Origin of the sequence: Bradyrhizobium sp. HKCCYLS3070 (assembly GCF_051167575.1) — a bacterium.
Classification (GTDB): Bacteria; Pseudomonadota; Alphaproteobacteria; order Rhizobiales; family Xanthobacteraceae; genus Bradyrhizobium.
This window is the reverse complement of record NZ_JBNPTI010000003.1, coordinates 501,372-514,469: the sequence shown is the minus strand read 5'-3', so window position 1 is coordinate 514,469 and position 13,098 is coordinate 501,372. Positions and strand designations below refer to the sequence as shown.

Annotated in this window: 12 protein-coding genes; 7 read left to right on the top strand and 5 right to left on the bottom strand. The window is 66.1% G+C overall.

Annotated features, from left to right (window positions below; genetic code table 11):
- The first annotated feature begins 2 nt into the window (after window positions 1-2).
- The 5 genes from ACQR03_RS14860 to ACQR03_RS14840 all read left to right on the top strand — a co-directional run bounded on the left by ACQR03_RS14860 (window position 3) and on the right by ACQR03_RS14840 (window position 4,311).
- A complete protein-coding gene (locus ACQR03_RS14860; RefSeq protein ID WP_316166429.1) occupies window positions 3-470 on the top strand; it encodes a DUF2269 family protein in 468 nt (155 codons plus the stop codon).
- 10 nt (window positions 471-480) lie between these two features.
- Window positions 481-1,806, top strand: a complete 1,326-nt coding sequence (locus ACQR03_RS14855) for an SDR family oxidoreductase (RefSeq protein ID WP_316166428.1) — start codon at window positions 481-483, stop codon at window positions 1,804-1,806.
- Complete coding sequence (locus ACQR03_RS14850; RefSeq protein ID WP_315716742.1) at window positions 1,806-2,216, top strand: thiol-disulfide oxidoreductase DCC family protein; 411 nt, start codon at window positions 1,806-1,808, stop codon at window positions 2,214-2,216. Before ACQR03_RS14855 ends, ACQR03_RS14850 begins: the two co-directional genes overlap by 1 nt.
- 132 nt (window positions 2,217-2,348) lie before the next feature.
- Complete coding sequence (locus ACQR03_RS14845) at window positions 2,349-3,419, top strand: YeiH family protein (protein ID WP_409977905.1); 1,071 nt, start codon at window positions 2,349-2,351, stop codon at window positions 3,417-3,419.
- Window positions 3,420-3,426: 7 nt separating this feature from the next.
- Complete coding sequence (locus ACQR03_RS14840; RefSeq protein ID WP_316166427.1) at window positions 3,427-4,311, top strand: LysR family transcriptional regulator; 885 nt, start codon at window positions 3,427-3,429, stop codon at window positions 4,309-4,311.
- Window positions 4,312-4,408: 97 nt separating this feature from the next.
- Here ACQR03_RS14840 and ACQR03_RS14835 read toward each other — a convergent pair whose 3' ends face one another.
- The 3 genes from ACQR03_RS14835 to ACQR03_RS14825 all read right to left on the bottom strand — a co-directional run bounded on the left by ACQR03_RS14835 (window position 4,409) and on the right by ACQR03_RS14825 (window position 8,771).
- Complete coding sequence (locus ACQR03_RS14835) at window positions 4,409-5,653, bottom strand: flavin monoamine oxidase family protein (RefSeq protein ID WP_434841497.1); 1,245 nt, start codon at window positions 5,651-5,653, stop codon at window positions 4,409-4,411.
- A 126-nt stretch (window positions 5,654-5,779) separates the two neighbouring features.
- Window positions 5,780-7,606 carry a translational GTPase TypA gene (typA, locus tag ACQR03_RS14830; protein ID WP_315716745.1) on the bottom strand — a complete coding sequence of 609 codons (1,827 nt, stop codon included), beginning with the start codon at window positions 7,604-7,606 and terminating at the stop codon, window positions 5,780-5,782.
- Between the two features lie 403 nt (window positions 7,607-8,009).
- Window positions 8,010-8,771 (bottom strand): Crp/Fnr family transcriptional regulator, encoded by a 762-nt coding sequence (locus ACQR03_RS14825; RefSeq protein ID WP_316201883.1) that lies wholly within the window; start codon window positions 8,769-8,771, stop codon window positions 8,010-8,012.
- Window positions 8,772-8,938: 167 nt separating this feature from the next.
- On the opposite strand from ACQR03_RS14825, the gene ACQR03_RS14820 reads away from it, so the two are divergent.
- A complete protein-coding gene (locus ACQR03_RS14820; RefSeq protein ID WP_434841496.1) occupies window positions 8,939-9,313 on the top strand; it encodes a response regulator in 375 nt (124 codons plus the stop codon).
- A 45-nt stretch (window positions 9,314-9,358) separates the two neighbouring features.
- Here the strand turns inward: ACQR03_RS14820 and ACQR03_RS14815 are convergent, their stop codons facing one another.
- Window positions 9,359-10,930, bottom strand: a complete 1,572-nt coding sequence (locus ACQR03_RS14815; RefSeq protein WP_434841495.1) for an alkaline phosphatase D family protein — start codon at window positions 10,928-10,930, stop codon at window positions 9,359-9,361.
- Between the two features lie 139 nt (window positions 10,931-11,069).
- Window positions 11,070-12,413 carry a TAXI family TRAP transporter solute-binding subunit gene (locus tag ACQR03_RS14810; RefSeq protein WP_315825712.1) on the bottom strand — a complete coding sequence of 448 codons (1,344 nt, stop codon included), beginning with the start codon at window positions 12,411-12,413 and terminating at the stop codon, window positions 11,070-11,072.
- A gap of 330 nt (window positions 12,414-12,743) precedes the next feature.
- Between ACQR03_RS14810 and ACQR03_RS14805 the strand changes: the two genes are divergently transcribed.
- Window positions 12,744-13,091 (top strand): 4a-hydroxytetrahydrobiopterin dehydratase, encoded by a 348-nt coding sequence (locus tag ACQR03_RS14805; protein WP_316193776.1) that lies wholly within the window; start codon window positions 12,744-12,746, stop codon window positions 13,089-13,091.
- Window positions 13,092-13,098 lie beyond the last annotated feature (7 nt).

The window sequence follows — 13,098 nt, the reverse complement described above, 5'->3', positions numbered from 1 at the left end:
CGATGACGCTGTATTTCCTGGTCAAATATCTCCACGTGCTCGGCGCCATCGTCATTCTCGGCACCGGCACGGGGATCGCATTCTTCATGCTGATGGCGCATCTGAGCGGCGAGGCCGCGTTCATCGCGCGCACCGCAGGCGTCGTCGTCATTGCCGACATGCTGTTCACGCTCTCGGCGGTGCTGCTGCAACCGGTCACCGGCGGCACGTTGATGTGGCTGTCGTCCACGGCCGTGAGCGAACGCTGGCTGCTCACCTCGCTCGCACTCTACGCCGTCGCCGGCCTGTTCTGGGTCCCCGTGATCTTCATGCAGATCGAACTGCGCGACCTCGCCCGTGCTGCTGATATCAGCGCACAGGCGCTGCCGCCGCGCTACTTCATCGTCTTCCGCCGCTGGTTCCTGTGCGGCATCCCCGGTTTCGGCGCGGTCATGGCCATTCTCTGGCTGATGATCGCAAAGCCGTTCTGACGAGACGCGCATGATCACGTCGACCACCCCCCGCATCCTCGTGCTTGGCGCCTCCGGCCTGATCGGACGCTTCATCACCGACGATCTGCGCCGACGTCGCTGTGCGACGGTCGGCGTCGCGCGCGCGTTCTCGCCATCGCAACGCGCGTCGCCGTTCGACATCGAGCTGCCGATCATGGCGCTCGACGCGCCGGCTTTGGCGAGTCTGATCCGCGCTCACGAGATCGATGTCGTCGTCAACTGCCTCGGCGTGCTGCAGGATGGTCCGGGCAGCGATACCGCTGCCGTGCATCGTGAGTTCGTCGCGCGCCTACTCGCAGCGATCACGGCCTGCGGCCGTCGCGTGCGCTTCATCCACATCTCGATCCCCGGCGCGGCCGATCAGGATCGCACCGCCTTCGCCACCACCAAGCGCGAGGCGGAGCAGTTGATTGCATCCTCAGACATTCCCTACGCCATCCTGCGCCCGGGCTTCGTGATCGCGCCATCGGCCTATGGCGGCAGCGCGATGGTCCGCGCGCTCGCGGCGCTTCCGGTCGACCTGCCGGCGAGGGATGCGGCGACGCCGTTCCAGCCGGTGGCGGTGGCGGACATCGCCGCGACCATCGCCTGGCTCGCGATGCGGCCGATCGATGACGAGGCGACGCGCGCGGTGAGCTGGGACCTGATGCAGCCCGAGGCGGTGACGCTTGGCGACGTCGTCGATGCGTTTCGGCGCAGTTTCGGCACGACGGATTGGCCGCGCGTTGCCGCGCCCGCACCACTGATCAATCTCGGCGCTTTCGCCGGTGACCTCTGCAGCCGGCTCGGCTGGATGCCGCCGATGCGCACCACCGCGATCGCCGAGCTTCGCCGCGGGGTGCACGGCGATCCCGCACCATGGGTCGCGGCAACCGGCATCACACCCACGACGCTGGACGCCGTCGGCGTGCGTGGCGCCACCATTCAGGACAAATGGTTCGCGCGGCTGTTCCTGATCAAGGCACTGATCATCGCGAGCCTCGTGCTGTTCTGGGTCACATCGGGGTCGATTGCACTGTTCGTCTCGTTCCCGGCGACCACGGCGGTCCTGACCACGCGCGGCTGGCCGGAAGGCTTTGCGATTCCGTTCGCGGCGATCACCAGCATGATGGACATTTCGGTCGGCCTATTGATCGCGTTCCGCAGAACCGCAACATTCGGGCTCGCCGCCGGCATCCTCGTCTCGCTCGGCTACATGCTCGGCTGCGCGATCCTCACGCCCGATCTCTGGCTCGAGCCGCTCGGCGCCCTGGTGAAGACGGGACCTGCGATCGTGCTGATGCTGGTCGCGCTGCTCATGATGGACAATCGCTGATGACCAACTGGCCCGACGATGACGTGATCCTCTACGACGGCGTCTGCGTGTTCTGCTCCCGCTGGGTGCAGTTCGTGATCGCGCGCGACACCGCCAGGCGCTTCCGCTTCACGCCGATCCAGTCGCCCTACGGCACCCGGCTGGCACAGGCCTTCGGCATCGATCCCCAGGACCCCGACACCAACGCGGTCGTGCATGGCGGCAAGGCGCATCTGAAATCCGATGCTGCGCTGACCGTATTGTCGAACCTGCCGGGCTGGGGCTGGACGCGCGCGCTGCGCGCCATTCCGAAGCCGCTGCGCGATGCGGTCTATGGCGTGGTCGCACGCAACCGCTACCACATCTTCGGCAAATACGAATCCTGCTTCGTGCCGGATGCCGAGCTGCGCAAGCGGGTGCTGGAGTCGTGATCCGGTCGGCGGCGAGATGCGGCAGTGGGCGATTAATCGATTGAATCGAATGATACGTGCGATATAATCTGTTGGATCGATTGTTCACAGCATGAAATTCTCTTCCTCGCACTTGGTTTGGGAGAGATTTCCATGGCTGCCCCCTCGCACGATCTGATCGCCGATGCGCCCGTTGCCATTCATCATCGACCTGCGCACGCGCCCGCGACGCCGGCGGCACCGACGCTGCTGCCCGGGCTCGCGCTGTCCGCGGCGCTCGCGGCCGGCGCCTTCGGGCTGCGCCTGCTGCCGGGCCTCGGCCTGTTCAGCCCGATGATCCTGGCGATCGTGGCAGGGATGGCGCTGCACAACGTGGTCGGCACACCGGCGCGGGCCAAGCCCGGCGTCGCCTTCTCCATGCGTCGCGTACTGCGGCTGGCGATCATCCTGCTGGGCCTGCAACTGACGGCGACGCAGATCGTCGAGGTCGGCGCGCGTGGTCTCGCCGTGATCGCGCTGAGCCTCACCGGCACCTTCCTGTTCACGGTGTGGATGGGACAGCTGCTCGGCGTCAATCGCAAGCTGGCTGAGCTGATCGCCGCGGGCACCTCGATCTGCGGTGCGTCCGCCGTGATCGCGACCAACACGGTCACGCGCGCTCATGACGAGGACGTCGCCTATGCGGTGGCCTGCGTCACGGTGTTCGGCTCGATCGCAATGTTCATCTATCCGCTGCTTCCGGCGCTGCTGCATCTCGACGCGCACGCCTTCGGCCTGTGGAGCGGCGCCTCCATTCACGAGATCGCCCAGGTGGTCGCGGCCGCGTTTCAGCAGGGCCAGCAGGCCGGCGAGTTCGGCACCATCGCCAAGCTGGCCCGCGTGATGCTGCTGGCGCCGGTCGTGCTCACGCTCGGCCTGCTGGCAACGCGGCGTGCGCGCCATGGCGGCGAGACCCGAGGCAATGCGCAGCCGCCACTGCCCTGGTTCGTGTTCGGCTTCATCGCGCTGGTTGGCCTCAACAGCGTGATCAGCATTCCCGCCGAGATGAAGACGGTGATCGTGACGGCGACCACGTTCCTGCTGTCGATGGCACTGGCCGCGATGGGACTGGAAACGGATTTCGCCAAGCTCAAGGCCAAGGGCCTGCGGCCGCTGGCGCTGGGCCTGCTCGCCTTCCTGTTCATCGCAGGCTTCAGCCTGGCCCTGGTGAAGCTCACCACATAGGACGCTTGTGACGCTCGAACAGCTCAGGATCTTCGTTGCGGTCGCGACCCGCGAGCACGTCACCCAGGCGGCGCGCGACCTCAATTTAACCCAGTCGGCGACATCGGCGGCCGTGGCCGCGCTCGAAGCGCGCTACGAGACCAGGCTGTTCGATCGAGTCGGACGCCGCATCGTGCTCACGGCGACCGGGAAGGCGTTTCTCGTCGAAGCGAAGGCGGTGCTGGCGCGCGCGGCCGCCGCCGAGACCGTGCTGAACGATCTCGCCGGCCTGAAGCGGGGGCAGCTGGCGCTGGCGGCCAGCCAGACCATCGCGGGCTATTGGCTGCCGGCCTTCATTCACCGCTTCAGTGCCGCGCATCCGGCGATCAGGCTGCAGCTGTCGATCGGCAATACCGAGCAGGTCGCGACCCAGGTCCGCGAGGGCTCTGCCGATCTCGGCTTCATCGAGGGCGATGTCGACGATCCCGTGCTCACGGCTCAGCCGGTCGCGGAGGACAACATGGTGCTGGTCGGTCCGATCGATCATCCGCTGTGCCGCGGAAGGTCAGTGACAACCAGCGACCTGAAGACGGCGCGCTGGGTGTTGCGCGAGCAGGGCTCCGGCACGCGCGCCGCGCTCGAAACAGCGCTTGGCCGCTTCGGAATCACTCCGGCCGAGCTCGATGTGGTGTTCGACCTGCCGTCCAACGAGGCCGTGCGCGGCGCCGTCGAAGCCGGCGCCGGCGTCACGGTGCTGTCGCGCCTCGTGGTCATGCGCGCCGTCAAGGCCGGGCTGCTCGCCGTCGCCAACATCGAGCTGCCCAAGCGGCACTTCTACAGCCTGCGCCACAAAGAGCATCACCAGACGCAGGCCGCACGGGAGTTTCTGCGGATGGTGGAGGAGACGTATTGATCGGCACGTCATCGCGAGCGCAGCGAAAGCGACCCGGAAATCCCACCGCGGTGACAGTCTGGACTGCTTCGCTGGGCTCGCAATGACGATCGATGGACTAGCGCCTGGTTAATGACGCCAGAGCTTCCCGCGCCGCGCGCTCGCCGCTGTCACGCGCGCCATGGGCGGTCGAAAAGAAATCCGGGGGCGTCGCCTCGCCGGCGAAGAACAGCCGATCATCAACCGGCGCGGCCAGCACGGCGCGCTTGTCGGCATGTCCGGGCAGTGCATGCGAATAGGCGCCGCGCGCGAACGGGTCGGCGCCCCAGCGGGACTCGGCGAGCGGACGGAGGCTGTTGCGGATGTCGTTGCCGAGCAGGGCCGCGATGTCGTCGATCGCCTGCGCCGCCAAGGCCCCCTCGCCCGCCGCCTCGATGTCGCGGGCGAAGCTGCCGCCATAAAAACCTTCGATGCAGGGCTGGCCGAACGGGCGCAGCTGGAAGCTGCCGACCCGCGCGGTGTGGCTGCGGCCGCGCATGCCCGAATCCCTCGGCAGGTGCTCCCAGCCGTCGAGCGCCAGCGTCACCTTGTTGTCGAGACCGAGCGGCAGGCCAGCGGCGGCTTCGACCTTGGCATGCAGCGCCGGCGTGAAACGGAGCGCTTCGTCGGCGATGAGATTGGTCGGCACGGTCACGATGACCTTGTCGGCCGTCAGCGTGCCCTGTGACGTCGTCAGGCGGATGCGCCTGTCGCCACGGTCGATCAGCGTCACGTTGCAGTCGAGCACGATCGGCAGGTCCGCACCGTAGGCTGCAACGAGGGCGCCATAGCCGCGGCGGATCCGCCAGTTCAGCTCGGTGTCCTCATAGGCCTCGAAGTCGAGCAGCGACATCTGGTCGAGCTCGCAGCCGTTGAGATAGGTGCAGATCGCATCGATCATGCCGTTCCAGCGATTGCCAGGCTCCAGGCAGATGCTCGCCGGGGCATCTCGGCCACTCTTGGCGGCCTCTGCGGTGCGCGTAAAGAACGCCTCCAGCGCCCGCAAGAACTCCTCACGCTCGTCGCGCGGAAATGCCGCCTCATAGGCCTGATCGCGCCAGGGCGGCCGGCTGGTGTCGATAGTGAAAGCAAGCTGCTCGGCAATGCCGACGAACGAGTTGCGATCAGCCGAATGCAGCCAGCCGCAGCCGAGATCGAAGGTGACATCAGGCGAAGCCATGATGGTGTGAGCGCGGCCGCCGATGCGGTCGCGGGCCTCCAGGACGATGAACGAGACGCCCTTGTCCTGCAGCGCATGTGCCGCGCCGAGGCCCGCGGCACCCGCGCCGATGATGGCGATGTCGATGGAGGATGGGAAAGACATTGGCTCATCCAACTCCGTCGTCATGCCCGGCCTTGTGCCGGGCATCCACGTCGTCCTCGCAAGCCCCAAAACGTGGATGGCCGGGACAAGCCCGGCCATGACGCATTTGAGAATGGAGGGCGGAAATTACGCCACCGCTTCCTTCTGCTTCTCGGCGCGCTTGCGCTCGTTCGGATCGAGATGCTTCTTGCGCAGCCGGATCGACTTCGGCGTGACCTCGACCAGCTCGTCGTCCTCGATATAGGCGAGCGCCTTTTCCAGCGTCATCTTGATCGGCGGCGTCAGACGGACGGCCTCGTCCTTCGACGTGGTGCGGATGTTGGTGAGCTGCTTGCCCTTCAGCACGTTGATCTCGAGATCGTTGTCGCGGGTGTGCTCGCCGACGATCATGCCGCGATAGACCTTCCAGCCCGGCTCGATCATCATCGGGCCGCGGTCCTCCAGCTTGAACATCGCGTAGGCCACCGCCTCGCCCTGGTCATTGGAGATCAAGACGCCGTTGCGGCGGCCGGCGATCTCGCCCTTGAACGGGGCATAGCCGTGGAACAGGCGGTTCATGATCGCGGTGCCGCGGGTGTCCGTGAGCAGCTCGCCCTGATAGCCGATCAGGCCGCGGGTCGGCGCGTAGAACACCAGCCGCAGGCGGTTGCCGCCAGAGGGGCGCATCTCGATCATCTCGGACTTGCGCTCGCTCATCTTCTGCACGACGACGCCGGAATGCTCCTCGTCGACGTCGATCACAACCTCCTCGATCGGCTCCAGCCACGCGCCGGTGGCCTCGTCCTTCTGCAGCACCACGCGCGGGCGCGACACCGACAGCTCGAAGCCTTCGCGGCGCATGGTCTCGATCAGGATCGCGAGCTGCAATTCGCCGCGGCCCGACACTTCCATGGCGTCCTTGTCGGCGGATTCGACGACGCGCAACGCGACATTGCCCTCGGCCTCGCGCAGCAGGCGGTCGCGGATCATGCGGCTGGTGACCTTGTCGCCTTCGGTGCCCGCCAGCGGCGAGTTGTTGACGATGAAGGACATCGACACGGTTGGCGGGTCGATCGGCTGCGCCGGGAGCGGAGTCTCGACCGAGGGATCGCAGAACGTGTCGGCGACAGTGCCCTTGGTCAGGCCCGCGATCGCGACGATGTCACCGGCCTCGGCCTCGTCGAGCGGCACGCGCTCGATGCCGCGGAACGCGAGAATCTTGGAAATACGGCCCTGCTCGACGACCTTGCCCTCGGCGTTCAGCACCTTCACGGCCTGGTTGGGCTTGATGCTGCCCGAGGTGATGCGGCCGGTGATGATGCGACCCAGGAAGTTGTTGGCCTCCAGGATGGTGCCGATCATGCGGAACGGCCCCTCTTCGACCGACGGCGCCGGCACATGGCGCAGCACCAGGTCGAACAGCGGCTGCATCCCGGCGTCCTTCGGACCTTCCGGGCTCTCGGCCATCCAGCCCTGCTTGGCCGAGCCGTACAGGATCGGAAAGTCGAGCTGCTCCTCGGACGCGTCGAGCGCGGCGAACAGGTCGAACACCTCGTTGATGACCTCGGTCGGACGGGCGTCAGGACGGTCGACCTTGTTGATGACGACGATCGGCTTGAGGCCGACCTTGAGCGCCTTGGAGACCACGAACTTGGTCTGCGGCAGCGGGCCCTCGGCGGCGTCGACCAGCACCAGGGCGCCGTCCACCATGTTCAGGATGCGCTCGACCTCGCCGCCGAAATCGGCGTGGCCGGGAGTGTCGACGATGTTGATGCGGGTGTCCTTCCACTGCACCGAGGCGGCCTTGGCCAGGATGGTGATGCCGCGCTCGCGCTCCAGATCGTTCGAGTCCATGGCGCGCTCGGCGACCTTCTGGTTCTCGCGGAAGGTACCCGACTGCTGCAGGAGACGGTCAACCAGGGTGGTCTTGCCGTGGTCGACGTGGGCGATGATGGCGATGTTGCGAAGATTCATGGTCGGTGTCTTCTAAGCTTTCTCAAGAGCCCGTGCTCTGTCCCCGGCGGGGCGCGCGCTTTGTTATAGTCGAATCAAGCTGTTAGCTTTGCGACGCGCGCTCGCGAAACTCGTTCGGCGGCAGGGGCCGGCAGCCCCAAATAGGAAGCCCGGCCAATCGACCGGGCAGACCTCACGCGTTGCGGCGCAATATAGGCAGAAAATGCCAAAAAACAATGACTGCTTTCAGGAACGGGGAGCGGTTTCCGAGCGGCTGGCTAACGCCTCCGCCGCCACGCGCCTCCGGGAGGCGCGGGAGAAGACAAGATCAACCACTCCGACCGGCAATCCCACGAGGACCAGCGCTGACAGCCAACGCGGTTGGCTGGAGTCTGTACGCGGGACGTCAATGGCGCCTGCAGGCTCAGCCCGCCGCGGCCTGCTCGGTCGGATAGACGCCGCGCAGGACCTCTTCGAAATGGGTCTTCACGGCCTCGTTGCACAGGCAGGAGCGGCGCTTCAGCGCGTCGAAGTCCCGCACCATGAAGGCACCGCGGCGGGTTTCGAGAACGCCCTCGGCCCTGAAGGTCTGGACAACCCGGCTGACGTAGCTGCGGCCGACGCCCAGCAGCGTTGCCAGCTGCTCATGCGTCAGCGGCACGATCGGCTCGCCATCGGTACGGTCCATCGCGGCCACGATCCACTTCGCCGTCCGCTGCTCGATCGAATGGATTGCGTTGCAGGCGGTCGACTGGAACATCTGCGCCAGCATGCAATCGGCGTAGCGCGCGAACACGTTGCGCAGCGTCTTGGATTGCAGCTTGGCGGCCGCCAGGCGGGACAGCGGCAGCCGTGCGAACGGGCCGCCGAACTTGACGACGATCCGTGTGTAGGCCGGCAGGAAGCCTTCGCTGACGATCCCGCCGACGGCGCCCTCGCGGCCGACCAGGATGGTCTCGACGTCGCGGCCATCCTCATTGGGAACGAGATAGGACGTCAGCGCCGGCCCGCAGGGAAAATGCACGATCTGGACGTCGTCACCCGGACTGTAGAGCAGCTCGTTCGGCGTTGCCTCGTCCTCCACCAGATACGGCGAGATCAGCGCGTAGTCGGCCGGACTGAGCCGCCGCAGCAGGTTGTTGTAGGGCCGCTCCCGGCTCAGCGTGGTCACACCTTGGCTCAGCATCGTCATCCCCGTGCGCAACGCATGTGCGTGATCCGTGCACCTTGTGTTCACAAGTGCACCGACACAGGAACTCTGATATGCTGCCTTGGTTCCAGGAACCCGCCAGCGCGCTCGAGAGGAGGCGCCGGCCGCGGGGTCCATCCCTCATCCTGGAACCCGCAGATCCCATGACCAGCTCGCAATCAGGCGTGCCCGAGTTCTATCAGCATGTGCTGGTCGTCGAAGACGACCCCATCATTGCGCTCGGACTGGAAGACACGATCACCGACCTCGGCGTTCCCGACATCAGGATCGCAGCCAACGTCGCAACCGCGCTCGCCATGATCGCCGAGCGCGTCCCGCAATTCGCGCTGCTCGATGTCGGCCTGGTCCGCGAAAAGAGCTTTGCGATTGCCGAGCGGCTGACGGCGCTCGGCATTCCCTTCGCATTCTCGACCGGCTATGGCGCCGACCGCGTGCCGGCCGCATTCGCCGACCGGCCGCGGCTGCCGAAGCCTTGCCCGACCGAGGCGCTGGAGGCGGTGCTGCGGCGACGCGATTAGTTGCCGTCGCCGCACGCGATCGTCTTGCCGCCGAACAACGAGACCTCAGCCGAGCTTCGGATCGAGCGTGGTCGACCACAGCGCGACGTCGGCGCGATCCCGCAGGGTCACGGTCATCTGGCCCGTGGCGCCTTCGATCTTGACGTGGCCGAAGAACTGCATGCCGGCCGACGGCGGCAGATTCTGCCTGTCGAGGCCGGGCGCCTTGATGAAGCGCACCTCGGGGCCGAAGGTGTTATCGAGCTCGTTCGGACCGAACGTGCCGGCATGCAGCGGACCGGAGACGAACTCCCAGAACGGCTCGAAGTCCTGAAACTGCGCTTTGTTCGGATCGTAATAATGCGCGGCCGCGTAGTGCACGTCCGCCGTCAGCCACACCGTGTTCTGGATCGGCGCGGTCTTGATGAAGCGCAGGATCTCGGCAATCTCGAGCTCGCGGCCGCGCGCCGGGCCGTCACCCTGGGCGATGGCTTCCGAGCCCTTCTTGTTGGCCGCGTCGTCATAGACGATGATGCTGAGCGGCATGTCGGAGGCGATCACCTTCCAAGTCGCGCGGGAATTGAGCAGCGCCTGCTTCAACCAGCGCATCTGCTCCGGCCCGATGAAGTAGGACGCCGGACCATACTCGTCCTCGAGATTGGGACCGTTGGCGCCGCGGTAGCTGCGCTCGTCGAGCACGAACACGTCGAGATGCGGGCCATAGTTGATGGTGCGATAGACTCGGCCCGGCTCGATGATGCTCTCGCGCATCGGATACATCTCGTGGAAGGCGCGCGCCGCGCGGGCCGCGAGCAACTGGATGTTGCGCTCCTTGTAGGCGGCGGGCAGCTCCTTGGAGGCCGACCAGTTGTTGGTGACCTCGTGATCGTCCCACTGCACGAAGATCGGCACCTCGGCATTGAAGGCGCGAACATTCTCGTCGAGGAAATTGTATTTGTGGGCGGCACGAAATTCGTCGAGCGTCTCGGCGACCTTGGCCTTCTCTTCCACGGTGAGGTTCTTCCATACCTTGTTGTCCGGCAGCTTCACCTCGGACTTGATCGGACCGTCGGCGTAGATGGTGTCGCCGGAGTGCAGGAAGAAGTCCGGGCGGTGCTTCTTCATCGTCGAGAAGGTGAACATGCCGCCATCATCGGGATTGATGCCCCAGCCCTGCCCCGCCACGTCGCCGCCCCAGACGAACGAGACGTCGCGCTTGTTGCCTGGCGCGGTGCGGAAGCGGCCGGCCACGGCCTCGCTTTCGACCGCGGTATGCGACAGGTCGCGGAACTTGACACGGTAGAAGATGTCCTGGCCGCTCGGAAGGCCGTCGATCAGCATCTTGGCCGTGAAGTCGCTTTCCGGAAGCGCGGCAATCGGAGGCAGCGTACGCGCGTCCTTGAACGATTCGGTGGTCGCCACCTCGACCAGCATGTGCGACGGCCGGTCGGCGCGCGCCCAGACCACGCCACCATCCATGCCGACGTCGCCGGACTGCACGCCATGCGTGATCTGCGGCCGGTCGGCGGCGCGGCTCAGATAGGGCATCGCCAGCGTCGTGACGCCGGCTGCGGCGGCCGTCGACAGGAAGCGGCGGCGGGACAGGGCTGTCTGCGGTCGAGGAATGCGAAGCGTCATGCGGATCTCCTGGTCGGATCGCGCGCGGGAGCCGGCGCGAGCCACGGCCCGGCAGACCTAGAAAAGATTGATGACGCTGGAATTACAATCGCGCCGTGGACAGCGCGTGACGCGGCCGCAGGGCGAACATCGTCCGCCCTCAGGTGCCGGCGGCACGCAACTGCGCGCCGGTTCGCTGCAGATTGGCGGGCATGCTCATCAGGATGAGCTTGCGATCGGCCACCGCGTTGTGGAACTGCTCGAGCGCGATGTTGAACGCGGTCAACGCCGCGTGCTCGATTGCACCGTCCTCGAAGCAGGTCAGCGTGTTGCGCAGGATCTCGTCGGCCTCGCTCTGCAGCTGGTCGAGCTCCTCGGTCGAATCGCTCTTGCGCGCGATCGTGATCATCTCCAGCAGACGATCGCGCAGCGAGGTGTTGATGGTGCGTTCGTCGCGCTTGAGATAGCCGGCGAACCACGCACCGGCCGAACCCATCGCCGAAAGCGCCATCAGGCCCCACCAGATGTAGTCGCTGTAGCGGTCGAGGAAGGTCTTCTCCTCGCCGTTGATGAACGCCGCCGCGCCGGGATGCGCCGGAATCGCGGCGTCCTTGTCGGTGTCGGGGGTCTCGATCTTGGCAGCCAGCGGGAACTCCGACAGCAATTGCTGGCGCACCGAAAACAGCTGATGGGTGAACGCGGACACTGTCGAATCCGACAGGCCTTTGCGCGCCACGATGTGGTGGTTGAAGCTGATGGTCTTCACCTCGTCCTCGGGACGATCGGGCGAGCCGCCAAACGCGCCGGCGGGAATTTCGGTCGATTCATATTCGGGGTGGTTCTGCGCGATCGCTTCGGCCGAATCGATCGCCAGGAAGGTCGGCGTGCCGCCGTCCTTGGTGGCAGCGGCGATCGCATCCGCCGTGATCTTGCTATTGATGGGTCCGGCCGCAAGATAGACGTCCGCCCGCTGGTTGCGCACGGCTTCGGCGGCCTCGGTGATCGGGACTTGGACGATCTCAACCTTGCCGGCGTCGACGCCGTATTGATGCAGGATCACCTTCAGCAAATTGGCGTTCGCCGGGGTCCGACCGATGATGCCGACCTTGTGGCCCGCGAGCTGGGAGATCTTGGTGATCTTGGCGCCCTTGCGACCCTTGCCCTTGCCGCCCGGAGGCACCCAGAGCACGGCGACGTTCTTGCGCAGCGTCGCCACGGCCTGCGCGTTCTTTGGGACCTCGAGGTCACCCCGGACGATCGCGAGATCAACCTTGCCTGCGGCCAGCGCCTGCGCGCTCTGTGCGGCGCCCTCGGTCGGAACCGGCCGCAGCCTGACGGAGGCGTGCGACTGGGAAAAGGCCTGGGTCAGGGCCTGGACGACCTTCAGGTCGTCGCTGTTGGGCGGACCGACCGCGATCTTGAGCACCACGGGACGCATCGCGAAATAGTAGGCACCCGTCAAAGCGCCGACGACCGCAAGGATCCCGGCGATGACGATGAACACGGCAGGGCGCATCCGTGAGCGCTGCGCTGGCGTGGTCTGAGTATCTACCAGATCCCGTCCTCCGGTGGTCCCAGGCCCGGGCGATGCCACAGGCGGCTTCGTCTGGCCACGTCGTCCTTCAATAGAGCCGAACTGTAGCAAATTTCTTGTCCGCCCGGGGTGACATCTGCGTCATGGTTACCATCGCACCAGTCGCCGGAGGATCGGGGCAGTTCCAAGCGCCTCCGGCATCGCGCCTGTGACAAGGCTCTGATCGGGATGCGTTTTCGGTTAGTCTTGGCAACCGGACACCAGCGCGATCCAGCCGGAGGTAGCCCCGCGATCACCCGGATGCCGCCACGTGTCCGGTCGATTGCAGCACAAGAGGAGATCGAGATGCCGCAACCATTGTCGACGGAGGCACGCGCCACCGCCTTGCGGGAGCTTCCCGGCTGGTCTGAGGCGCAAGGCCGTGAGGCCATCGCCCGCACGTTCACATTCACAGACTTCAACGAAGCCTTCGGCTTCATGACCCGCGTCGCCTTGGTCGCTGAAAAGGCTGACCATCATCCCGAGTGGCGCAACGTCTACCGCACCGTCGAGGTGGTCCTCACGACCCATGACGCAGGCGGCGTGACCATGCGCGACATCGCGCTCGCCAAGGCGATGAATGCGATCGCCGCGACGATGCGCGGCTGAGATCTTC

Excerpts from the sequence above, each read along its gene's own strand:
- typA (WP_315716745.1), bottom strand. The coding sequence starts at position 7,606 with ATGAATCTTCGCAACATCGCCATCATCGCCCACGTCGACCACGGCAAG.
- ACQR03_RS14860 (WP_316166429.1), top strand. The coding sequence starts at position 3 with ATGACGCTGTATTTCCTGGTCAAATATCTCCACGTGCTCGGCGCCATC.
- ACQR03_RS14825 (WP_316201883.1), bottom strand. The coding sequence starts at position 8,771 with ATGCTGAGCCAAGGTGTGACCACGCTGAGCCGGGAGCGGCCCTACAAC.
- ACQR03_RS14845 (WP_409977905.1), top strand. The coding sequence starts at position 2,349 with ATGGCTGCCCCCTCGCACGATCTGATCGCCGATGCGCCCGTTGCCATT.
- ACQR03_RS14855 (WP_316166428.1), top strand. The coding sequence starts at position 481 with ATGATCACGTCGACCACCCCCCGCATCCTCGTGCTTGGCGCCTCCGGC.
- ACQR03_RS14820 (WP_434841496.1), top strand. The coding sequence starts at position 8,939 with ATGACCAGCTCGCAATCAGGCGTGCCCGAGTTCTATCAGCATGTGCTG.
- ACQR03_RS14850 (WP_315716742.1), top strand. The coding sequence starts at position 1,806 with ATGACCAACTGGCCCGACGATGACGTGATCCTCTACGACGGCGTCTGC.
- ACQR03_RS14815 (WP_434841495.1), bottom strand. The coding sequence starts at position 10,930 with ATGACGCTTCGCATTCCTCGACCGCAGACAGCCCTGTCCCGCCGCCGC.
- ACQR03_RS14835 (WP_434841497.1), bottom strand. The coding sequence starts at position 5,653 with ATGTCTTTCCCATCCTCCATCGACATCGCCATCATCGGCGCGGGTGCC.
- ACQR03_RS14805 (WP_316193776.1), top strand. The coding sequence starts at position 12,744 with ATGCCGCCACGTGTCCGGTCGATTGCAGCACAAGAGGAGATCGAGATG.